At 63.0% G+C, this 22719-nt stretch carries 18 protein-coding genes and 4 pseudogenes; 5 read left to right on the top strand and 17 right to left on the bottom strand.

Annotated features, from left to right (window positions below; all coding sequences use genetic code 11):
* Nucleotides 1-277: 277 nt before the first annotated feature.
* The 6 genes from JCM21793_RS17225 to JCM21793_RS17200 form a co-directional block, all read right to left on the bottom strand.
* The gene (locus JCM21793_RS17225) at nt 278-1510 is read right to left on the bottom strand and encodes an RNA polymerase sigma factor (protein ID WP_025031154.1); all 1233 of its coding nucleotides are present in this window, start codon (nt 1508-1510) and stop codon (nt 278-280) included.
* Nucleotides 1507-1872, bottom strand: coding sequence for a YciI family protein (locus JCM21793_RS17220; protein WP_007010531.1), 366 nt, complete (start codon nt 1870-1872; stop codon nt 1507-1509). Before JCM21793_RS17220 ends, JCM21793_RS17225 begins: the two co-directional genes overlap by 4 nt.
* Nucleotides 1873-1975: 103 nt before the next feature.
* Nucleotides 1976-3250: a TRAP transporter large permease gene (locus JCM21793_RS17215; protein ID WP_025031153.1), complete on the bottom strand. Its 1275-nt coding sequence runs from the start codon at nt 3248-3250 to the stop codon at nt 1976-1978.
* Nucleotides 3247-3726, bottom strand: coding sequence for a TRAP transporter small permease (locus JCM21793_RS17210; RefSeq protein ID WP_025031152.1), 480 nt, complete (start codon nt 3724-3726; stop codon nt 3247-3249). Before JCM21793_RS17210 ends, JCM21793_RS17215 begins: the two co-directional genes overlap by 4 nt.
* Before the next feature lie 56 nt (nt 3727-3782).
* Nucleotides 3783-4745 (bottom strand): sialic acid TRAP transporter substrate-binding protein SiaP, encoded by a 963-nt coding sequence (locus JCM21793_RS17205; protein ID WP_025031151.1) that lies wholly within the window; start codon nt 4743-4745, stop codon nt 3783-3785.
* 45 nt (nt 4746-4790) lie between these two features.
* On the bottom strand, nt 4791-5546 hold the full coding sequence (locus JCM21793_RS17200) for an FCD domain-containing protein (protein WP_025031150.1): 756 nt from the start codon (nt 5544-5546) through the stop codon (nt 4791-4793).
* Nucleotides 5547-5740: 194 nt separating this feature from the next.
* Here JCM21793_RS17200 and JCM21793_RS31025 point away from each other — a divergent pair, with 194 nt between their 5' ends.
* The 3 genes and pseudogenes from JCM21793_RS31025 (at nt 5741) to JCM21793_RS26705 (ending at nt 7153) form a co-directional block, all read left to right on the top strand.
* Nucleotides 5741-5971 (top strand): dihydrodipicolinate synthase family protein, encoded by a 231-nt coding sequence (locus tag JCM21793_RS31025; RefSeq protein WP_280113533.1) that lies wholly within the window; start codon nt 5741-5743, stop codon nt 5969-5971.
* Nucleotides 5972-5979: 8 nt separating this feature from the next.
* Complete coding sequence (locus tag JCM21793_RS26710; RefSeq protein ID WP_280113532.1) at nt 5980-6636, top strand: dihydrodipicolinate synthase family protein; 657 nt, start codon at nt 5980-5982, stop codon at nt 6634-6636.
* 80 nt (nt 6637-6716) lie between these two features.
* Nucleotides 6717-7153 (top strand): annotated as a pseudogene (locus tag JCM21793_RS26705) (GNAT family N-acetyltransferase).
* Here the strand turns inward: JCM21793_RS26705 and JCM21793_RS26700 are convergent.
* The 8 genes and pseudogenes from JCM21793_RS26700 to pgi form a co-directional block, all read right to left on the bottom strand.
* Nucleotides 7150-8275: pseudogene (locus JCM21793_RS26700) on the bottom strand (anhydro-N-acetylmuramic acid kinase). The pseudogenes JCM21793_RS26705 and JCM21793_RS26700 overlap by 4 nt on opposite strands.
* Nucleotides 8276-8283: 8 nt before the next feature.
* Nucleotides 8284-9296, bottom strand: a pseudogene (locus JCM21793_RS26695) (serine hydrolase domain-containing protein).
* A gap of 2 nt (nt 9297-9298) precedes the next feature.
* A complete protein-coding gene (locus tag JCM21793_RS17175) occupies nt 9299-11044 on the bottom strand; it encodes an ABC transporter ATP-binding protein (protein ID WP_025031149.1) in 1746 nt (581 codons plus the stop codon).
* Entirely contained in the window at nt 11041-11880 is an 840-nt protein-coding gene (locus tag JCM21793_RS17170; RefSeq protein ID WP_007010541.1) for an ABC transporter permease, read from the bottom strand. Before JCM21793_RS17170 ends, JCM21793_RS17175 begins: the two co-directional genes overlap by 4 nt.
* Nucleotides 11880-12838 (bottom strand): annotated as a pseudogene (locus JCM21793_RS26690) (ABC transporter permease). The gene JCM21793_RS17170 and the pseudogene JCM21793_RS26690 overlap by 1 nt, the downstream one beginning before the upstream one ends.
* A gap of 268 nt (nt 12839-13106) precedes the next feature.
* Nucleotides 13107-14630, bottom strand: coding sequence for an ABC transporter substrate-binding protein (locus JCM21793_RS17160; protein WP_025031148.1), 1524 nt, complete (start codon nt 14628-14630; stop codon nt 13107-13109).
* 67 nt (nt 14631-14697) lie between these two features.
* Entirely contained in the window at nt 14698-15636 is a 939-nt protein-coding gene (gene murQ, locus JCM21793_RS17155; RefSeq protein ID WP_025031147.1) for an N-acetylmuramic acid 6-phosphate etherase, read from the bottom strand.
* A 214-nt stretch (nt 15637-15850) separates the two neighbouring features.
* The gene (pgi, locus tag JCM21793_RS17150) at nt 15851-17491 is read right to left on the bottom strand and encodes a glucose-6-phosphate isomerase (RefSeq protein WP_025031146.1); all 1641 of its coding nucleotides are present in this window, start codon (nt 17489-17491) and stop codon (nt 15851-15853) included.
* A gap of 163 nt (nt 17492-17654) precedes the next feature.
* Between pgi and pdxR the strand changes: the two genes are divergently transcribed.
* A complete protein-coding gene (gene pdxR / locus JCM21793_RS17145; RefSeq protein ID WP_025031145.1) occupies nt 17655-19148 on the top strand; it encodes a MocR-like pyridoxine biosynthesis transcription factor PdxR in 1494 nt (497 codons plus the stop codon).
* Between the two features lie 12 nt (nt 19149-19160).
* On the opposite strand, the gene chrA is transcribed toward pdxR, so the two are convergent.
* The gene (chrA, locus tag JCM21793_RS17140) at nt 19161-20369 is read right to left on the bottom strand and encodes a chromate efflux transporter (RefSeq protein WP_025031144.1); all 1209 of its coding nucleotides are present in this window, start codon (nt 20367-20369) and stop codon (nt 19161-19163) included.
* 147 nt (nt 20370-20516) lie between these two features.
* On the opposite strand from chrA, the gene JCM21793_RS17135 reads away from it, so the two are divergent.
* A complete protein-coding gene (locus tag JCM21793_RS17135; protein WP_025031143.1) occupies nt 20517-20993 on the top strand; it encodes an SRPBCC family protein in 477 nt (158 codons plus the stop codon).
* Between the two features lies 1 nt (nt 20994).
* Here the strand turns inward: JCM21793_RS17135 and paaG are convergent, their stop codons facing one another.
* Both paaG and JCM21793_RS17125 read right to left on the bottom strand, forming a co-directional pair.
* Nucleotides 20995-21792, bottom strand: coding sequence for a 2-(1,2-epoxy-1,2-dihydrophenyl)acetyl-CoA isomerase PaaG (gene paaG, locus JCM21793_RS17130; RefSeq protein ID WP_025031142.1), 798 nt, complete (start codon nt 21790-21792; stop codon nt 20995-20997).
* Between the two features lie 70 nt (nt 21793-21862).
* On the bottom strand, nt 21863-22719 hold an 857-nt coding region (locus JCM21793_RS17125; protein ID WP_025031141.1), incomplete at its 5' end, for an Mrp/NBP35 family ATP-binding protein.

Here is a 22719-nt window from a genome sequence, read left to right as displayed (position 1 = left end):
GGACCCAGTTCGACTGTCAACGAGGAATTTGCAAGTTTTGTGAATTTCTTTGCCGCCCCCGGAAACCACGCCCCTAATATGACGGCAAGGCATTGATTTATAAGCTTTATAGGCTTTCATTAACAGGCCCGATTTCGCTCGAAAGCCTTCGTTTTCAGGGGTTTTCCAGAGCATGCCGGCAAAATTTCTTCAGTTCCTGTGACGGCCGGCCCGCGCGGTCGTCCGAGGGTCCCCAGCGCCCGGTCGAAGCACCTCTTGGCCGCGGCCAAAACCGGCCTTATTCAAACCCAGCCAGCCGCCTTTCCAGAAATCGGCGCTCTGCCGACTGGCGTGCAAGGGCCAGTGCGCGACGGTAGGCATTCTTCGCTTCGACGTCCCGCCCCAGACGGCGCAGCATGTCGGCGCGCGCTGCATGGGCCAGGTGATAGGCGTCGAGACAACCGTCAGCCATCGCGGCATCAATGGCGGCAAGTCCTGTCTCCGCTCCATCACGCATGCTGATCGCAGCGGCCCGGTTGAGTGCCACGACGGGAGATGGATCAACCAGTGCCAGTATATCGTAGAGCGAGACGACCTGGCGCCAATCGGTGGTTTCGGTACTGGCTGCCGCAGCATGTTCGCCGGCAATGGCCGCCTGCAAAAGATAGGGGCCGAGCCGCCCGGCCTCGAGCGCCTGGTCGATCAGCGCCCGCGCCTCGTCACTCATGGCACGATCCCAGCGCGAACGGTCCTGCTCTTCCAGGAGAATGATGTCTCCCGCCGGATCGACCCGGCTTTCGCGCCGTGCTTCATGAAGGAGCATGAGTGCGAGAAGACCCTTCACCTCAGGGTCGTCCATAAGCCCGGCCATCAGCCAGCCAAGCCTGATTGCTTCCGCTGAGAGGTCTGCGCGCGTGAGCTCCGCCCCGGATGTGGCCGCATAGCCTTCATTGAAGATGAGATAGATCACGCGCAAGACGCTCTCGATCCGCGCGGGCAGTTCGGCCGGTGGCGGGATTTCGAAGGGTATGGCCTCGTCGCGGAGTTTCGCCTTGGCGCGGACGATCCGCTGCGCGATCGTCGGGGCGCGGGTGAGATACGCACGCGCAATCTCCTCGGTCGTCAGCCCACCGACCTCCCGCAATGTGAGCGCAACGCGGGCATCCGCTGGAAGATCCGGGTGGCAGCAGGTGAAGATCAGCCGCAATTCGTCGTCGCGGATGTGCTCGGGAATGGCCGGCTCCGATGCGGGGTCGGCGAGCAGCGCTAGCTGCGGCAGGGCGTTTGCAAGCCGCGCCTGTCGCCGCCAGCGATCCACGGTCTTGAAACGGCCGGTGGAAACCAGCCAGGAATAGGGATTGGCTGGCACACCCTCGCCTGGCCATCTCTTCGCCGCGGCGGCAAAGGCCTCTTGGAGCGCCTCTTCCGCCGTGTCGAAGCTGCCGAGCAGGCGAATGAGCGTGGCAAGCACGCGCCGCTTCTCATTGCGGTAAACCGCTTCGAGAGCGGCGCGTGCCTCCACCTCGGTCACAGCTGCGGCGGCGGGCTCGAGAAGTCCACGAGCGGGCGGACTTCGATGGAACCGATCTTCGCCAGCGGATGGCCGCTGATGGCGCGCACGGCGTCGTTGAGGTCCGGCGCCTCCACGAGCACGATGCCGCCAAGCATGTCCCGCGTTTCCATGAAGGGGCCGTCCACCGCCGACATCTTGCCGTCACGAATCTGAACGGTCATGGCCGTCTCGGGCAGTTCCAGCGCCTCGCCCATGACGAAATGGCCCGTTTCCTTCAGCTTCTCGTCATAGCCGGCGCATTGGCCCAGTGCTGCATTCGCTTCCGGGCTTCCGCCGAAAAGCACCTTCGGATCGTAGTAGATAAGGCAGGCATAGCGCATGGTGTCTCTCCTTTGATGAGCGCTTCGAACGCCCATGGTCGTTCTCGTACGACCGGATTCGACACCACCATGCGAAATTTTTTGCGCCCTGTCGAAACGAACCTCAATCCATCAGGCTCGGCAGTCCGGTTGCCAGAATGGGGAACGCGCAGACCAGAATAAGCACTGCAAATGGCGGGATGAGCCAGGGCAAGATCGCCCTGGCCAGCCGGTGGTAGGGCACATTGCCCACCTGCGCCACCACGAACAGCGCCATGCCCATGGGCGGGGTGAGGATCGAGATCATCAGGTTCAACACCACGATGATGCCGAAATGGATCGGATCGATGCCATAGCCCATCGCCACAGGCACGAGGATCGGCACCACGATCAGGAGAATGACCAGCGATTCGATGAAGCAGCCGAGCAGGAAGATCATCAGATTGACCGCGATCAAAAAGCTGAGCGGCCCATCGGTCAGCGTCAGGAAAAGCTGTGTGATCTGCTGCGGCGCCTGCTCGCGCGCGAGGATGAAGCCAAGGAGCCCCACGCCCGCAACGATCGTTGCGATGGAGGCGGAAGTGGTTGTCGTCTCGTAGATTGCATCCCACAGCCGCTTCAGGGTCAGCTCGCGGTAGAAGACAAGATCGATCAGGATGGCATAGAGCACGGTCACCGCCGCCGCTTCCGTGGGCGAGAAGAGGCCGCTGAAAATGCCCCCGACGATGACGAAGGGCGTGGCGAGCGCCGGGAACGACTTCACGAACAGCACGCCGACATTGCCCACACCCTGCCATGCGTCACGCGGATAGTTACGCTGCCTGGCCAGCACATAGACCATGACCATGAGCGAGGCAGCACAAAGAACACCCGGCACAATGCCGCCCAGAAACAGCCGCCCGATGGAGGTGTTCGACACCACGCCGTAGAGCACCATGGTGATGGAAGGCGGCACCAGCGGGCCGATCATCGACGAGGCGGCAGTGACGGCGCCGGAGAAATCGTCGTCATAGCCGGCCTCGCGCATGGATTCGATTTCCATCTTGCCGAGCCCGCCCGCATCGGCAAGCGCCGAGCCGGACATGCCGGAGAAGAAGAGCGAGGCGAGCACGTTCACATGGCCGAGCCCGCCCGTGATGTGCCCCACCAGCGCGCGCGCAAATCCGAAGAGATGGCGTGTGATGCCTGCCGAGTTGAGGATTGCCGCAGCCAGGATGAAGAGCGGAACCGCCAGCAGCGGAAAGCTGTTCAGCCCGTCCACCATGCGCTGCATGGCGAAGGAAATGCCCATGCCCGAGTAATAGAAATAGCCCATCGAGACGAAGATCATCGCCACGCCGATGGGCACACCCACCAGCACCATGACGAGCCAGGCGGCACCAATCGTTGCAAGGATCATTGGTGGACCTCCCCGGCATCCCCGCCGCGCACCAGCATGGCAAGCCGCCGCGCAATGCGATGCAGAATGAGGACCGCAGCCACCAGCCCCGATGCGTAGAGAACCGCATCGCTCATGGGCAGTGTCACCGCTTCATTGTTCCAGGTGCGCAAAACGGTCTTGTAGGAGATCCAGACGAGGTGGGCGACGATCGCCAGATAGACCACGTCAATCAGGATAAAGAGCAGGCGGCGCCAGGAACGTGGCAGCGCGTCCGCGATAAAGCCCATGCGCAGCTGGCCGTTCTGGCGCTCCACCTCGGCGATGCCGATGAAGGCCATCCACACCCAGAGCCAGCGCGCCGCTTCCTCGGTCCAGACCGGCCCGGTGAAAAGCGGTGTGCGGCCAAAGATCTGGATCAGGAGCACGCCAAACAGAACAATGAAGAGAATGGAAGCGACACAGCCTTCGAGGCTGTATCTGCGCAGAAACGACATGCGATGACCCCAGCTATCGAGGGAAGGGTGGCGGGGCTGGCGCCCCGCCCCATGTTTCAGTCGCCGATCACTTCGGCAATCGACCCTTCGCCGAACTCGGCTTCGAGCTCGTCATAATAGGGCTTCATGGCGGCGCGGAATGGTTCGAGATCCGGCTCGGTAATGGTCAGGCCGCGCTCCTTGAAGGTTTCCAGCAACTCCTTTTCGGCCTTGAAGGTCAGTTCGTCGGAGACGTCGCCACCGGCTTCGACAGCCGTCTGCACCCATTCCTTCTCCTGATCGGACAGGCCATCCCAGACCGATTTGGAAATCTGCACCGCCGAAGACGCCACAAAGTGATTGGTGAGCGCAATGTGGCTCTGCACCTCGTAGAACTTCATCGCCTCGATGGTCGGCAGTGGGTTTTCTTCGGCATCCACCTGATTGGTCTGGAGTGCGAGATAGACCTCTTGGAACGCCACCGGCGCCGGCGTCGCGCCCACATTCTCGGCATAGGCAATGAGGAACGGCACGTTCGGCGTGCGCATGCGCAGGCCCTTCATGTCGTCCATGGATTCGATCGCCTTGTTCGAGGTGGTCTGACGTGTGCCGTAGTACCAGGTGTCGAGCAACTCGATGCCCTGAGCTTCGAACTTCTCGTCCATCTTCTGGCCCCACGGGCCCGCAACGATCTTTTGCAGATGATCGAAATCGCGCACCACATAAGGCGCGCCAATCAGCTTCAGCTCGGGGATCACATAGCTCATGTCCGGATAGCCGGTCATGACCATGTCGAGCTCGCCGGCCTGCACCTGCGCCACCATGGCCTTGAAGTCGCCCAGCTGCGAGGACGGGAAGATTTTTACCGTCATTTCGCCGCCCGAAATCTCGGCAAGTTTTTCCTGAAACGCCTGCGCGCCGCGGTAGACATTCGACACCTCGTTGTCCTGCATGCCGAAGGTCAGTTCCTTCGCCTGCAGTGCAGCGGAGCTGAGGGCGAGCGCTGCCGCGCCGAGCATCAGTTTCGAAATCAGTTTCATGCAATCCTCCCTTGGAATGTTGAACAGGCTTCCCGGCCTGCCAAGTCAGTCAGTCTTGTCTTCTTCTTTCTGGAAGTAGTCGGAGACCTTTCGCGGGCTTTTCAGCCGCGCGCGATAGGAGCGCGCCAGATGTCGGTCCATGACATCCGTCGCGGTGATCATGTCGCCATCGATGATGGCCTGATAGATCGCCCGATGCTCCTCATAGGCGACCGTGTCGTGCTTGGCCGGGTCATCCGTCGGCGGCCGCTGCGCAAGCATGGCGCTGACGAACATGTCGTGCAGGCTGAGAATCACCGGATTGCCCACCACCGAGACCAGCACACGGTGAAAAGCGCTGTCCGTTCGGGCGAAATCGCTCGTGCCGATTGCCTCGAAATTCTCCTCTAGCGCCGCCCGCAGCTTTGCGATCTGCACATTGTCGGCGCGTTTGGTGGCTTCGCGGGCTGCACCGGCCTCGATGAACTGGCGCATCTGCTCCAGATGTGCGCCGCTTTCCGCATCGCCAAAAATGTCGCGGATGTGATCGCCGGCCAGTTGCAGCACGGTTTGCAGGGAAGGGCGCGCCACACGTGGACGACGGCCCGCACCTGCCTCAGCATAACCGCGCGCCTGCATCTGCTGCAGCGCTGCACGCACCGTGGGGCGCGAAGCGGAGAAGCGCTCACAGAGCTCCCGTTCGGTCGGCAAAAACGTCCCGGCTTCCAGAAGGCCCTCGCGCGCTTCCTCGATCAACGCTTCGGCGATCTCGTCGGAGACGCGCCGCGTTTCGACAATGTCTTCCGGCTGGGCAGCGGACACGTTTCTCAACTCCCATATAGCCCTGCCTCCCTCACTGAACGGCAGGTCTGCTTGTCCAAACTCATTTTTTGGTATTACCAAACATAATTCTTGTCAAACAAAAATCCCCTTCTATGCTGATGCAGCCTGCCAAAGGGACGATTCCACGGCAGACAGGACAAGAACGCCGCTTCCAGAATGCAAGGAACAGCCGCATGACCAATCCGCTGGCGGGCATGTATGCCGCCCTCCTCACCGGCCTCAGCGATACGGGCGATTTCGATCCCGGACGCCAGAAGGCGATCGATGCCTATGTGCTGGGGCAGGGGCTCGACGGGCTATATGTGGGCGGCAGCAGCGGCGAATCGGGTCTCCTGGGCGTTGATGAACTTCTGGCGCAGCAGGCGATCGTCGCCGAAGATGCGCAAGCTCCGCCGCAACGCTGATTGCCCATGTGGGCGTTCCCAATCTTCGCGATTCTATTGGGCTCGCACAGAACGCCCAAAAACTCGGCTATCATGGTCTTTCGGCCCTGCCGCCGCATTCCTACCCTTTTTCGGATCGTGAGATTTTCGCCTATTACGAAGCGCTGTCAGCCGCCACCGACCTGCCGCTCATTGTGTATGAAGTGCCAGTCCGCACGGGACGTCCCTTCAGTCTAGACCTGCTCGGCCGCATTCTCACCCTCCCCGGCGTCGGTGGCATCAAGTTCACCTCGATGGACCTCTTCAAGTTCGCCACACTGCGGCGGCGGTTTCCCGAGAAGACGTTTTTCTTCGGTTTCGACGAAGTCTATCTCTCAGGCGCGGTCATGGGCGCTCATGGCGGCATAGGAACCACCTACAATCTGCTCGGCAGGCTCTATGCCGCGCTCAACGAGGCGGTGAAGCAAGGTTCGCTGGAGCGCGCCCAGGAACTGCAGACGATCTCGCAGCGCTTCGTGGAAACCCTGATGGAGACCGGAGTGTTGCCGGGCATGAAGGCAGCACTCCGCCAACGCGGGGTCGACTGCGGTCCGACGCGCCTGCCTCTGGCCCCGCTGATCGATGATTGCGATGCGCGCATGATTGCCATTCTGGCCGATCCGGAAATCGCCGCCTGGGTGGGCTGATTTTCGCTCTCTCCGCGCCTTGCTGATTCCGGTCTGTCGGCTAGAACAGTCAGCGCAATGTGCGAAGAGGCGAGAATACCATGAGCGCGACAATCGAAGTCACCGATACGCCGGATGAGGCGGCGCTTTCGCGGATTGAAACCGAACTCGCCGCTTTCAACGACGCCGATGTCGGCCCTTCGGAAAAGGCCACGCTCGCCATTCTCGTGCGCGATGAGCGTGGTGCGGTGGTCGCCGGCATTTCCGGCTACACCGCATGGGGCTGGCTCCACGTTCAGAAACTGTGGGTGGATGAAAGCCTGCGTGGGCAGGGCATGGCCGGGCGCATGCTGACTGCGGCGGAAGAAGAGGCAGAGCGACGCGGCTGCATGGTGCCTTCATCGACACGTTCAATCCTGGCGCGGAAAAGGCCTATACGCGCCAGGGCTATAAAGAGTTCGGCCGGATGGATGACTTTCCGAAAGGCCGCAGCCGCATCTTTCTGCAGAAACGGCTCAACCCAGCGGCCAGCGATTAACGGGCGATCTTTCCACCGCGCAGCGGCTCGGGCGCGCCCGTCGTCGTGGGGAAGCTGATCGGCAGATCGCGCAGCACGCGCACCGCCAGAAAAGCGAAGCACTCGGCCTCGATGGCGTCACCACGCCAGCCAACCGTTTCGGCGGGGGCTGCGTCCACCCCGGCGCGTTCGCCCAGCATCTTCATGATGGTCGGGTTGTGCCGGCCACCGCCGCACACAAGAAGCCGCTTGGGCCGAACCGGCAGAAGATCGAGCGCCTTGCCGACCGCCGATGCGGTGAAGGCCGTCAGCGTCGCAGCGCCCGTGCTGGCGTCGAGACCATCGGCCATGGACGCGCCGAAGTCGAACCGGTCGAGCGATTTCGGATAGGGCGCGGTGAGATAGGGATGCTTCAAAAGCTCCGCCAGCCGCGCCTCGTCCACCGTGCCGGAAGCGGCAAGCGCGCCGTCGCGGTCCATGTCGCCAAGGCCCTGCGCTTTGACGAAATCGTTGATCGGCGCGTTTGCCGGGCCAGTGTCGAACGCGATCACCCGGTCCGCACCATCCCACCAGGTCACATTGGCCACGCCGCCCAGATTGAGCACCGCCGTCTCGCCGCACGCATCCACATCGCGCAAAAGAGCCGCGTGGTAGGCTGCCGAAAGCGGCGCGCCCTGCCCGCCGGCGCGCATGTCCGCCGAGCGGAAATCATAGACCACCGGACAGCCAGAATGGAATGCATCAGGTCGCCGTCGCCAAGCTGCCGCGTCTCGCCGAGACGCCCTTGCTGCGGCGCACGGTGAAGCACGGTCTGCCCGTGAAAGCCGACAGCGCCGATATCGCCCATGGTCAGACCATGGCTTTCCACCAGCTCTCGCACGGCGTGCGCCTGTGCGCGCGTCAGAACCTCTTCCGCCTCTGCAAAGATCGCCGGTTCATCGCCCTTAAAATTCCAGGCCCGCGCCTGCTGCAGCGTTTCTTCCAGAAGGTCGCGCGTCGATTGTGGATAGGGCGCCAGCGTGTAGGCGCCAAACGCTCGATGCGCTCGCCATCCGTTTTCAGAAGCGCCACGTCGATGTTTCCGTCGAGCACGGTTCCGGTCATCAGGCCGACGGCCCAGATCGGTTCGAATCCCTCAGCCATGTGCGCTCCTATCCTGCGTTCATGCACTCGCCGACCGCCTGTCGCAGCGCAGCGATGCCGCTGTCGAAATGCCGGGTCGGATGTATGCGGTTGGTGAGAAGGGTCCACGCAAGGCCATTGTCGAAATCGACCCACAGCCCTGTTCCCGTGAAACCCGTATGCCCGATGGTGCCGGCGCTGGCCAGCGCCCCGCCGGGCCAGTTTTCATATGGCCGTTCCCAGCCATGGGTGCGTTTTTCGGAAAGCGGCGTGCGCATCAGCGCCACCGTCTCATCACCTTCCGTGTCACCCGCAAAAAGCCTTGCCGCGAAATCGAGCACCGAATCGGCCGTGCCGAACAGCCCGGCATGCCCCGCACCCTCAAGCGCTGAACAATTGTCGTCATGCACCTCGCCGCACAGCACCCGATGCCGCCATGTGCAGTCCTCAGTCGCCGCGGTCTTTTCCGGATCGGCGGCAAAGGCGAAGCCCGGCCCCGGATCGAATGCCTGCAGCCTTTTGCCTTCAAGCCGCTCCAGCGCGAAGCCGAGCAGAATGAAATTGATGTCGGAATAGACCGACGGACCTTTTTCCCAGCGCCGCTGGAGAATGAAGCGCGCAGCAGGCCCGCATCGCGGCCATAGGTGTAGATCGGCTCCACCGCCGGAAACGGCGTCTGGTGGCCGAGGCACTGGCGAAACGTCACCTGCCGTTCCCATGCGCCCGGATCATACTGGCGCAGATCCGGCAGAAGCGTGGTGAGCGGCGCATCGAGATCGATCACGCCCTTTTTCGCCAGTTGGAGAATGCGCGTGGTGGTGAAGATAACCTTGGTCAGCGATGCGAGATCGAACCAGGTATCGGTGCGCATTTCGCGCTCGTGCGGCACGCGCTGCGCATAGCCGGCGGCGCGCACCATGCGCCCGCCATCCCGGTCGATCACACCAAGCACCCCGCCGGGAATGCGCCCCGCCCCCACCGAAGCGTTCAGCAAGTCAAAGGCGCGCTCGAAGCGCGGTGCAAAGGCAGGTGTGTCCGTCATGCTCATGCCTCCGCCCGCGCCATGTGGTCGGGACCGAAACTCTGCCAGTTGGCCGGCTCCGGCTCAAAGCCCAGTGGCCGCACCAGCGATGGCACCTGCCGCGTGTCCACCTCAAAGGTCTCCTTGCGCCGGTCGACGCTCGGCACCGCCGAGATCAGCCGTTTCGTATAGGCGTGTTTCGGATCGGAAAGGACCGATGCCGCATCGCCGATCTCAACGATCTGCCCCGCATAGACCACCGCGATGCGGTGCGCGATGCGCTCCACCACGGCCATGTCGTGCGAGACGAAGAGATAGGCAAGGCCGAACTCGCGCTGCAGGTCCACCAGAAGTTCCAGAACCTTGGCCTGCACCGAAACGTCGAGCGCCGAGACGGCCTCGTCCAGCACCACGACGGACGGGTTCAGCATCAGCGCGCGGGCGATGCACAGGCGCTGCCGCTGGCCGCCGGAAAACTCGTGCGGATAGCGCTCCAGCGCATTCTCCGGCAGACCCACCCGGTCGAGCAGCATGCGCATGCGCGCATGCGTTTCACCATTCAGCCCGCGGCCGGCGGCAATCACCGGCTCGGCCAGAATGCTGTCCACCCGAAGCCGCGGATTAAGCGAGGCATAGGGGTTCTGGAACACCATCTGCACCGGCTTGCTGCTCTGCCGCGCCGCGCCATTCGTGTTCGCGGAAAACGTGCCGCGCGTCGGCTCGACCAGCCCCAGAATGGCGCGCGCCGTGGTCGATTTGCCCGAGCCGCTTTCGCCGACAATGCCCAGCGTCTCACCCGGCATCAGATCGAAATCCACCCCGTCCACCGCATGCACCGCACCGGTCTGCCGGCGCAGGAGACCGCCGGTCACCGGAAAGCGAACCGTCAGCCCTTCCACTTTAAGCGCCTGCGCAGCACTTGGCTCGTCGGCCCGGCGATAGTCGGTGCGCGTGGCGCGCCCGGCCTCGAAATGCGGCACGGCGCTCAGAAGATGCTTCGTATAGGGATGCTGCGGCGCATCGAGCACCGCGTCGAGCGGTCCCTGCTCCACCGCCTCACCGTTCTGCATCACCATCACCTTGTCGGCGATGCCGGCCACCAGGCCGATGTCATGGGTGATGAAGATCATGCCCATGCCAGTCTCGCGCTTCAGCTCGGCGAGCAGCGCCATGATCTGAGCCTGCACCGTCACGTCGAGCGCCGTGGTGGGCTCATCCGCGATCAGAAGACGCGGATTGCACGACAGGGCCGTGGCGATCATCACGCGCTGGAGCATTCCGCCGGAAAGCTGGTGCGGACAATATTTCAGCCGCCGCGCGGCGTCGGGAATGCGCACCCGGTCGAGCGCGTCCTTCGCCGCTTCCCGCGCCTGCCGACCGGTCAGGCCACGATGCAGCCGGAACGATTCCTCGATCTGCTCGCCAATGGTCAGAACCGGATTGAGCGAGGTCATCGGCTCCTGAAAGATCATGCCGATCTCGCCGCCGCGGATCTTCGTCAGCTCCTGCTCGCCGGCTGCTGCCAGATCGAGCGTGCTGCCGTCCTGCCGTGTGAACCGGATGGACCCGTCGAGAATGCGGCCGCCGCCGAAATCCACCAGCCGGTTGATCGAAAGCGCGGTGACGGATTTGCCCGAACCGCTTTCGCCGACAATGGCGAGCGTCTCTCCGGCTGCGAGATCGAAGCTCACGCCATGGACGATTTCATTGTCTTCGGGCTTGCGGCCAAAACCGACGCGCAGGTTTGAAACGGACAGAAGCGATGTCATGCGGCCGACCTCCGCGTCTTGGGATCGAGAATGTCGCGCAGCGCATCCCCCAGGAGGTTGAAGCCGAGAATGCCGATCATGATCGCAATGCCCGGGAAGATCAGGAGCCAGGGCGCCATCTCCATCAGATTGCGGCTGTCGGCGAGCATCAGGCCAAGCGACGAGGCCGGCGGCTGCGTGCCGAGACCGAGAAAGCTAAGCCCCGCCTCCGTCAGAAGGCCCCATGCGAGCGCCAGCGTCACCTGCACCGTCAGCGGCGCGACGAGGTTCAGCATCAGATGGCGCGTCAGAATGTAGTTTCGGCTCGAACCGAAAGTGCGCGCGGCGTCCACGAAGTCGCGCGTCTTCAGGGAGAGCGCCGGCCCGCGCACCACGCGGGTGAAGATCGGCGTGTAGACGATGGCGATGGCCATCACGCTGGTCCAGGTGCCCGGCCCTACTATGGCAATGATGAGCAGCGCCAGAAGGATCGCCGGGAAGGCCAGAAGCACGTCCATGAAACGCATGATCGTGCCGTCCCACCAGCCGCCGAACCATGCGGCCGCAAGACCAAGCACGATGCCCGCCACGGCGGCCAGCGCCACCGAGGCGAAAGCAACGATGAAGGACTGGCTGATGCCCAGCATCAACCGGCTTGCCACATCGCGACCGAACAGGTCCGTGCCCATCCAGTAGGTCGCGTCGGGCGCATGCAGGCGGTCGACGCGGAACTGCATCAGCGGGTCATGCGGCGTGATGCCGAGAAGCCCGAGAATGGCGATGATGATGTAAAGGCCAACGATGGCGCCGCCGATGCGGCCGCTCGAATGGCTGAAAATGGCGCGCAGCAACTGCATCACTTGCCCCCCAGCCGAATGCGTGGATCCAGCACCGCATAGGCGAGATCGACCAGAAGATTCACGATCATGAAGTTGAGCGCGATGAACAGGACCGAGCCCTGCACCAGCGCGTAGTCGCGCTGCAGGATGGCGTCGAGCACCATGCGGCCGAGACCCGGCAGCGCAAAAATCTGTTCCACGATCACAGCGCCGCCCAGCAGATAACCGAACTCGACGCCGCTCAGCGTCACCACTGGTATAAGCGCGTTGGGCAGCGCATGCCGCCAGATCACCTTGCGCGCCGGCACGCCCTTGGCGCGCGCGGTGCGGATGTAATCATCGCTCAGAATGTCGAGCATGGCCGAGCGCGAAATGCGCGTCACGGCGGCGGCGAAGGCGAAGCCCAGCGTCAGCGCCGGCAGGATCATCTGACCCAGATTGCGCAGCGGATTTTCAAGGAAGGGCGTGAACTCGCCCATGGCCGGCAGCACCCCGAAGCCCACCGACAGAACATAGATCGCCAGAAGCGCGAACACGAAGTTCGGCGTCGACTGGCCGATCATCGCGAAGATGCGCACGGCGAGGTCCGACGGCTTTTCATTGCGCGTGGCGGCGAAGATGCCCGCCGGAAGACCGATGGCGAGCGCGATGACCATGGAGAGAAGCGCCAGCTCCAGCGTCAGCGGAAAGCGTTCGAGGATCACGTCGAGCACCGGCTTGCCGAAGGTCACGGACACGCCGAGATCGCCCTGAACCGCACCCGCAAGCCAGCGCCAGTACTGGGTGAACCAGCCTGATCGATGCCGAAATAGGCCTCAAGCGCTGCGCGCTGATCGGGCGTCAGAAGCCCGGCCTCTGTTCCCAGCATGGCCGTGATGGCGTCGCCCGGCACCAGCCGGATCGAGACGAAGACGAGGATGGACACCCCGAGCATGACCAATGGAAAGGTCATCAGCCTTCGGGCCAGGTAATTCATGAAGCTTCCACTCCGTGTCCTTCCAGATGCAATCGTCTTGTGCGGTTGGTGTTAAAGGCCGCGCCCTTCATGCCGCCCCCGTGGTTCGTGGTTCGACAAGCTCACCATGAGGGCGCGAGTTTGTCTTGCGACGATGCGCTGCTGCGCTGAGTTTGCGGCTTTTGTGTCTACGGCGCCCCCTCCATAGCCCTCATGGTGAGCTTGTCGAACCACGGGGGCGCTTGGCGTAAACGGGGCCGCGCTTGTCACGCGAGGCCCCGTCTGGCAATCACTCGCCCACGCTCACTTCGGTCAGGCCGAACAGCGTGCCGGTCGGGGAAGGCACGAAGCCTTTCACGTTCTTCTGCTGCGCGGTGTAGGTGTAGCCCGTGTAGAGCCAGACCCATGGCGAAACCTCGGCAAGATGCGTCTCGAATTTCGAGAAGATCTCCTTGCGCTTGTCGAAGTCGGTCTCCACGCGGCCTTCCTGCATCAGGCTGTCGAGCGTGTCGTCGATATAATTGGCGACATGCTGGAGATTGCCATCCTTGGTCCAGTAGCGATTGTACATGGAATAAGGATCGGCGCGGCCGCCATTCAGCGCCACCGCCATGTCGAAATCACCCTTCAGCCAGGTGTCGACATAGACGTTGAGCTCCATCATCTTGATGTCGAGCTTGATGCCGATCTCGGCGAGCTGCGACTGGATCACCTGTGCTTCGGCTGCCGCTGTGGGCGGCTCGCCCGTGGCGGCGATCACCGTTGCGGAGAAGCCATCTTCATAGCCGGCCTCGGCCATGAGCTGTTTGGCCTTTTCCACGTCGCGCTCATAGCAGAACAGCGCGCCCGGATCAGAGCGGTAAGCCGGCATGGTCAGCGGGCCGGTCACCGCACCCTCGCCCAGAAGCGCGGTGTCGAGCACGTCCTGGCGGTCGATGGCGCAGGAGATGGCCTGACGCACGGCCAGTTCCGTCATTGGCTCGCGCGACGGGTTCAGCTGCAGCACGTGATAGGCCAGGACCGGCGTGCGGCTCAGTTCAAGGCTTGCCTCGTTCGGCACCAGCGTGGCCACGAGCGGATCGTTGATCAGGGCGAAATCCACCTGCTTGGTGCGCAGCGCCGCCAGAATGGCGGTCTCGTCCGGCAGAACGGAAATGTTGATGCCGTCGACCTTCACCTCGCCGCCGGCCCAGTCCGGATTGGCGCTCAGAACCTCTTTCTGGTTTGGCTCCCAGCTATCTAGCTTGAACGGGCCGGAGCCGATCGCCTTCGTGCCGATCGCGCCGGCCTCGATTTCGCTCGCCGGAACGACTGCCGCGTTGATACTCGTCATCGCCGTCAACATCGGAACGTCCGGCTGCGACAGGTTGAAGACAACGGTGGTCTCGTCCGGTGTGTCGATGCTCTCGATGGAGGTGAAGTTGGCGCGTGCGGCTGCCCCTGTCGCCTCGTCGAGCACACGCTCGAACGATGCCTTCACATCCGCTGGCGTCACCTTTTCGCCGTTCTGGAATTTTGCGTCAGCATCGAGCTTGAAAGTCAGCGTCTTGCCATCCTCGGAGAACTCCCAGGATTCGGCAATGGCCGGAATGATCTCCAGATCGGCATTGAGACGCACCAGCGGCTCATAAACCAGCTCCAGAAGACGCAGCGAGGAAAACGCCGTCTGCTTGTGCGGGTCCAGGCCGGTTGCATCCTGCGACCATGCCATGCGCAGCGTTTCTGCCGATGCCGGTACCACCGCAGTGGCCGCGCCGAGCGCGGCTGCGAATGCCACCGAAGTGGCGAACTTCTTCATCAAAGACTGTCCCATGATCTTCTCCCTCCAAGAGCGTTTGATGCCTGCAACCGCCCAATGAACGATCGCATGAATGGCTGCTTCACCTGTTTGCAGCTTGCTGCTGCCTTTCGTTTATTGCCTTGCGCAGAAACCCGCCAGCCCTTGCAAGGGCGGCGCGCGCTTCCGCTACATCCATATCCGTCAGCGCGATGAAGATGGCGAGCTTTACGTCGTGGCCGCTCCGTTTAAGCAGCGTCTCGGCCTCATCGGCAGAACACCCCGTCGCTTCCATGACGATGCGCGAGGCGCGAGCCATGAGCTTCTGGTTGCTGATGCTAACGTCCACCATCAGGTTCTGATAGATCTTGCCCATGCGGATCATGCTCGCCGTGGAGAGCATGTTGAGGATGAGCTTCTGCGCCGTGCCCGATTTCATCCGCGTCGAGCCGGTCAGGATTTCCGGTCCCACCACGGGCGCGATGGCGATGTCGGCAATGGCACCGATGGCCGAATCCGGGTTGCATGAAAGCGAGACGGTGGTTGCGCCAATCTCTTTGGCGTAATTCAGCCCGCCGATCACATAGGGCGTGCGACCGCTCACAGCGATGCCAACCACGACATCCTTCGCCGTCAGACCGCGCTCTTCCAGCGCCTGCCGGCCCTGTGCCGGGTCATCCTCGGCCCCTTCCACGGCATGCCGCAGCGCGTGGTCGCCGCCGGCAATGACACCGGTGACCATATCTTCTGGAACGCTGAAGGTGGGCGGACATTCCGAAGCGTCGAGCACGCCGAGCCGTCCGCTCGTGCCCGCGCCCATATAGATGAGCCTTCCGCCATTCTGGAACGCCTCGACAATCCGGTCGACCGCCTCGGCGATCTGCGGGATCACCTTTTCGACGGCCAGCGGCACATCCCTGTCGGCGGCGTTGATGAGTTTCAGAATTTCGGTTGTCGGCTGCAGATCGATCTGCATCGTGTCCGGGTTGCGACCCTCCGACACAAGCTTTTCAAGCTCCGACATCAGCGTCTGCGCGTTCATGAACTCTCCCGAAATCATCTGCCTGGTGCTGGCAAAACCCGCGCTTCGCCGGCTCAACACCTTACCAGAGTGTTAAAATTGATAATTCCAATAGTCAATTACGATTGAGAATAATATATTCCTTCTCGCCCGTAGCAGCAGCCGGGGCGGGCCCTGCCCGCCCGGTGATCTGCCGGCTTTCCGGAGTGTGACGAGAAAAGCGGCGACCTGCGCCTCAGCGTCCGCGAAGCTCCATGATGCGCTTCACTATGCCACCGGTTGCTGCATCACGACTGTCCGCACTGGCCTTGCCTTCCACCACGGGCAACAGCTCGGTCGCCAGCTCTTTGCCCAGCTCCACGCCCCACTGATCGAAGGCGTTGATGCCGAAAAGCTGCGCTTCCACAAAAACACGATGCTCGTAAAGCGCGATCAGCCGGCCCAGCGCGAACGGATCGAGCTTGCGATAAAGAATGGTGAGAGAGGGCCGGTTGCCGGTGAACACGCGATGCGGCGCCAGGCGCTTTGCCTCTGCTTCGGGCACGCCCTTCTCCAGAAGCTGGGCCTCTGCTTCCGCAAGCGTGCGCCCTTTCATCAGCGCTTCCGCCTGCGCCAGACAATTGGCGACAAGCAGATCGTGATGATGCCCGAGCCCCGGCTCATGCCCTTCCGCCGCCAGCATAAACTCGACGGGGATGATGTCGGTGCCCTGATGCAGAAGCTGGAAGAAGGCATGCTGCCCGTTCGTGCCCGGCTCGCCCCATACCAGCGGACCCGTGGGGGTGATCACCGGCGATCCGTCAAGCTGCACGCCTTTGCCGTTCGATTCCATGTCGAGCTGCTGCAGATAGGCGGGCAACCGCTCCAGCCTCTGATCGTAGGGAATGATGGCCCGGGCCGGATAGTCGCACACGACGCGATGCCAATAGCCAATCAGGCCGAGCATCACCGGCAAATTCTCTCTCAGCGGCGCAGATTTGAAGTGCCGGTCCATGGCCTCCGCGCCCGCGAGCAGCCGGCGGAAATCGTCAGCGCCGATGGCGATCATGATCGGCAGGCCGATGGCAGACCAGAGCGAATAGCGCCCGCCGACCCAGTCCCAGAAACCGAACACGCGTTTCTCATCGATGCCGAATTCCGCGACCTTGTCGAGCGCTGTGGAAACGGCTGCAAAATGGTCGCCCGTCGCGGATTGGCCAAGCTTCGCCGCGATCCAATTCTGCGCTGTGCGCGCATTGGTCATCGTCTCGATGGTGGTGAAGGTTTTCGATGCGATGATGAAGAGCGTGGTCTCGGGATCGAGCCCGGCAAGCGTGTCGGCGATATGCGCGCCATCGACATTGGACACATAATGAAGGCGCGGGCCGTCATGACAGGGCGAGAGCGCCCGTGTCACCATCACCGGCCCGAGATCGGAGCCGCCAATGCCGATGTTCACAACGTCGGTGAAGGCCTTGCCGGTCGCCCCTCGAATCGTGCCACGACGCACGCCATCGGCGAAAGCATCCATCGCCTCCAGCACCTCACGCACGCCAGGCATGACATCGTAGCCGTCATTCTCGATGGAACCACCCGAGAGCGCCCGCAGAGCGGTGTGCAGCACGGCCCGGTCTTCCGTCGTGTTGATGTGACTGCCGGAGAACATCTTGTCGCGTGCTGCTTCCAGCCCCGCCGCTTCCGAAAGCTTCAAAAGCAGGTCGACAGCCTTCTGGTCCACCGCAGCGCGCGAAAAATCGAGCGTCAGGTCGTCGAGGGAAAGCGAGAAACGGGCAAACCGCCCGGGGTCTGAAGCGAAGGCCGCGCGCATGTCCATGGGGGCCGTTTTCGCGCGATGCTCCCGAAGGGCAGCCAGTGCAGTCTTAAATGCCGTGTCCAAAGGGAGCCTCCTGCAAAAAGAAACGTCGTTCTTTTAGCAAACAAAACGAGGCGGAACAGGGGTTTGCTGGCATTCATCAATTTCTTTGTTGGAACAATCAATTGTACCAGGGTTGACATGCATTGACCCAGAGTTAGGCTCCCCCGCCGGAGAGGAAAGCCATATGCCAGCCAGAAATGATACCGCCCTGTGGACGGGCCTGTTCAAGATTTCCCCCGAATCGGGACAGACCCTTCAGGCACAGATCCGTCAGGCCATCGTGTCTGCGATCCTTGATCGCCAGATCGCCCCGTCCATGCCGCTTCCATCCTGCCGTATTCTCGCGGAAAAACTCGGCGTTGCGCGCGGCACGGTGGTGCTCGCCTTTCAGCAGCTTGTCGATCAGGGATTTCTGATCGCCCGCGAGCGCCGCGGCCACTTCGTCAATCCGGAAGTGCTGGCCGCGCCTCCGCGCCCACCCCGCAAGCAGGGCGGCAAGGATGGCGTCAACTGGCAGAAGCGGTTTCAGGTTCTGGCCAGCGAAATGCCGGAACCGCGCAAGAACGAAGACTGGATGAAGGCCTCCTACCCCTTCGTCTACGGCCAGTTCGACCCCTCGCTCTTCCCCACCGCCGAGTGGCGGGAGTGCAACCGCATGGCGCTTGCCGTTCTGGAAATCCGCAACTGGGCGGCGGACATGGTCGACCGTGACGACCCGCTGCTTGTCGAGCAGATCCAGGCCCGGCTCCTGCCCCGGCGCGGCATCTTCGCCAATCCCGATGAGATCCTCGTCACGCTCGGCTCGCAGCATGCGCTCTACATGCTGGCCACGCTCCTCATGAGCCGCGGCAAGAAAGTCGCGGTGGAGAATCCCGGCTATCCCGATGCGCGTTCCATCTTCCAGCTTGCCGGCGCGGAGATTGCCCCCGTTCCCGTCGACCGGCAGGGCATCGACGTGGCCCAGATCCCGCAGGATGCGGATTTCGTGTTCGCCACACCCAGCCATCACTGCCCGACCATGGTGCCGCTCAGCCAGGCGCGGCGCGAGGCATTGCTTGAGGCAGCAGAGCGCCATGACTGGATCGTCATCGAAGACGACTATGACAGCCAGCTCGCCGACGAACGGCCGCAGGCCGCTCTCAAGGGGCTCGACCGCAATGGCCGTGTCGTGCATCTGGGCTCCATGTCCAAGACGCTCGCGCCCGGCCTGCGCATGGGCTACATCGTGGCGCCTGCAGACCTGATCGCCGAATTGCGGGCGCTGCGTCGCTTCATGCTGCGGCATCCGCCGGCCAACAACCAGCGCGCCGTTGCGCTGTTCCTGTCGCTCGGCCACCACGACACCCTCGTTCGCCGCATCTCGTCGGCCTTCGAGGAGCGGCGCGAAAAGCTCTATCAGGCAGTCGGCGACATTCTGCCGGACTGGAACGCGGCCGACATTCGCGGCGGCACCTCGCTCTGGCTCGAAGGCCCGCCCGGTCTCGATTCGGCCGTGCTTGCCAAATCCGCCGCTCGCCGCAGCGTCCTGATCGAGCCGGGCGCGCGTTTTTTCCTCGGACGAGCCCAGCCGACGCCGTTCATGCGGCTTGGCATCTCGTCCATCGCGGCGCAGCAGATCGAGCCGGGCATCCGCGAGTTGGCGGCGGCGGCATCCGAGTATCGGCGTGTAGCCGCATAAAAGCAGGCAGCGTCAAAGAGCAGCCATCCCCATTCCCGCCACGGCACAAAGCGCCACCACCACCCATGGTGGCGCTTTCCACATGGTGAGCATGATGAAGCCGACCGCCGCCACGGCAAAGTCAGCCGGCGCAAGAATGGCGGTCGTCCACAACGGGTCATAAAGAGCCGCTCCCAATATGCCGACCACGGCGGCATTTGTGCCCATCATCAGCGCCCGCGCGGCGTCGAATTGCCGGAACCGGTCCCAGAAGGGCGCGACGCCCAGAAGCAGAAGAAACCCCGGCAGGAACACAGCGATCAGCGCAATGGCAGCGCCGGCAAGCCCGTTCGGCGTAGGCCCCAGAACCGCACCCAGATAGGCCGCAAAGGTGAAGAGCGGGCCGGGAACGGCCTGTGCCGCGCCATAGCCTGCCAGAAACGCGTCGCGCGTCGCCCAGCCGGGCTCAACGACACCCGCTTCAAGGAGCGGCAGCACCACATGCCCGCCGCCAAATACCAGCGCGCCGGCACGGTAGAACGTGTCGAACACGGAAAGCCCCTGCGCCATGGGCGCAACAAGCGGCAGGCCGAGGAGCAGAATTGCAAAGAGCATTAGGCAGGTGGCACCGGCGCGTTTCGACAGGCCGAACGCGACGACTGCCCCATCGCCGCCTGCCTTTCCGCGACAGAGCAGCCAGCCAAGCAGCGCACCGATCGCGATGGCACCGATCTGCGCAAACGCGCTTGCTGAGACCGTAACGAGCACAAGCGCGGCAAGGGCAATGCCCGCTCGCTCGCGATCCGGGCATAGCGAGCGCGCCATGCCCCAGACCGCCTGCGCCACCACCGCCACGGCCACGATCTTCAGCCCGTGCAACAGTCCGTGACCGAGCGGATTGTCGAGTGCGGAAGCAAACAACGCAAAAGCGAAGAGCAGAAACGCGGATGGCAGTGTGAACGCAGTCCATGCCGCCGCCGCACCCAGCGGCCCCGCGCGCATATAGCCCAGCGCGAAACCCACCTGACTGCTTGCCGGCCCCGGCAGGAACTGGCAGAGCGCCACCAGATCGGCATAGGCCTGTTCATCGAGCCATTTCCGCCGCAGCACGAGCGCATCGCGGAAATAACCAAGATGCGCGATCGGGCCACCGAAGGAGGTCAGGCCGAGCCTGAGGAACGCGCCGAAAACCTCCGCAGCCGTCCCCACCCTTCCGCCTTCGTGCGTTTCGCTCCCCTTCATTGCACGCCTCACCCTTCAGCCGATTCGCTGTCGAATAAATGCGCCACATGTCAGGCACAAGACAACAGCGGCCGTCGCCACACGGATGGACAAGACGTATCCGGTGAGTTAGCCAGATCGGAAACACCGTCTCAGGAGGAACGCGCCATGGCCATGGTCATCGAAGGTGAGGAACGCATCGAAGCGCCGGTGGAAACGGTCTGGCAGGCGTTGAACGATCCCGACGTTCTGAAGGACTGCATTCCCGGCTGTCAGGAGCTCACCAAGACGTCAGACACCGAGTTTGAAGCCGTTGTCACGCTCAAGATCGGGCCGATCAAGGCGAAGTTCAACGGCGCGGTGGAGCTCACCAATCTCAACCCGCCCCACTCCTACACGATCACGGGCGAAGGAAAGGGCGGCGTGGCCGGCTTTGCCAAGGGCGGGGCAGATGTTTCGCTGAAGGAAGACGGTCCCGACGCCACGATCTTAAGCTACAGCGCAAAGGCGGATGTGGGCGGCAAGATGGCCCAGCTCGGCAGCCGTCTCATTCAGTCGACCTCCAAGAAACTTGCCGGCCAGTTCTTCTCCGATTTCAACGCCCGCGTTACCGGTGGCGATGCCGAGGAAGCCGCAACCTCCTGACCTACCCCTTGAAGACCGGCTTGCGCTTCTCGAGAAACGCCGAAACCCCCTCGCGGTAGTCGTCCGAGCGGCCGGCTTCGCGCTGCAATTCGCGTTCCAGCTCAAGCTGCGCATCGAGCGAGCTTCCCGGTGCGGCGTGGATCGCTTTCTTGATCAGGCCGTAGGCGTGGGTCGGTCCGCTGGCCAGTTTCTCCACCAGTGCCTCCGCCTCGCTCATCAGGGCTTCATCTTCGACGGCGCGCCAGATCAAGCCCCAGTTGGCTGCATCCTCAGCCGAAAGTGGCTCGCCCGTTAGCGCCAGCGCCTTGGCGCGCGGCTCGCCCAGAATGCGCGTCAGGAACCAGGTTCCGCCGGAATCCGGCACGAGAGCGATCTTCGCAAAGGCCTGAATGAACTTCGCCGATTTTGCTGCCAATACGATATCGCAGGCCAGCGCGATGTTGGCACCCGCACCTGCGGCCACGCCATTCACCGCGCAGACAATGGGCTTGTTCATGCCCCGCAGCTTGCGCACCAGCGGATTATAGAAATTCTCGATCGTGTAGCCGAGGTCCGGCTTGTCTTCGAGTTTGGCGGGATCGCGGTCGCCCAGATCCTGTCCGGCGCAGAAGCCGCGCCCTGCCCCGGTCAAAAGAACCGCGCGACATGTATCGTCGGCTGAGCACGCTTCCAGCGCTTCGCGCAATGCCGTGTGCTGCTCCTCGTTGAAGGAGTTCAGCTTCTCCGGCCGATTGAGCGTGATGCGATGCCATCCATCATGGCGTTCGTGAAGCACAGTCTGCGAAGTCGCGGCGCTCATGGAAATCCCCTTTGATTGAATGCAGCGCTTTTTACACGCACCGAGCGATCAATCAATTGCAGCAATAGTTTTATTCAAAAACGATGGCTGGCGCTTCATCCGCAGCGCTCTGCATGGCTGCCGCAAGATGCGTGTGGACCCTTCCAGCGATCTCCCTGTAGACCCCGGCCTGAACGCCATCGGGGTTCGATGCCACGACCGGGGTTCCCGCGTCGGAGGTTTCGCGCACATCCATCGTCAGGGGCACCTCGCCCAAGAACGGCACCCCCAGCCTTTCCGCCTCCGCCTTCGCGCCGCCATGGCCGAAAATGTCATAGCGCTTGCCCGTGTCGGGGGCCACGAAATAGCTCATGTTCTCGACGATGCCGAGCAGCGGGACATCTACCCGCCTGAACATGTTAAGCCCCTTGCGCGCATCGATCAGCGCCAGATCCTGCGGCGTGGACACGATCACCGCACCAGCCAGCGGCACCTGCTGCGCCATGGTGAGCTGCGCGTCGCCCGTGCCGGGCGGCATGTCGACCACCAGCACGTCGAGTTCGCCCCAGGCGACGTCACGCAGCATCTGGCGAAGGGCCGAGACGACCATCGGCCCGCGCCAGATCATCGGCGTGTCTTCCTCCACGAGGAAGCCCATGGACATGACCTTCACGCCAAACGCCTCCATCGGCTTCAGCGTCTTGCCATCGGCGGTTTCCGGCTTTCCTTTGAGCCCGAGCAGACGCGGCATGGAGGGGCCGTAAATGTCCGCATCGAGAATGCCGACCTTCAGCCCAAGCGCCTTCAGTCCCAGTGCCAGATTGACCGCCGTTGTCGACTTGCCGACGCCGCCCTTGCCGCTCGCCACGGCGATAATCGCCTTGATGCCCGGCACATCCTGCTTGGCCGGTTGCTGGCCGGCCTGTGCGGCAGGTCCGCCCGGCGCGG

Origin of the sequence: Nitratireductor aquibiodomus NL21 = JCM 21793 (genome assembly GCF_000615975.1) — a bacterium.
In the GTDB taxonomy this organism is placed as follows: domain Bacteria; phylum Pseudomonadota; class Alphaproteobacteria; order Rhizobiales; family Rhizobiaceae; genus Nitratireductor; species Nitratireductor aquibiodomus.
Note: the sequence above shows the minus strand (reverse complement) of the source record. Positions and strands in the feature narration are given on the sequence as shown.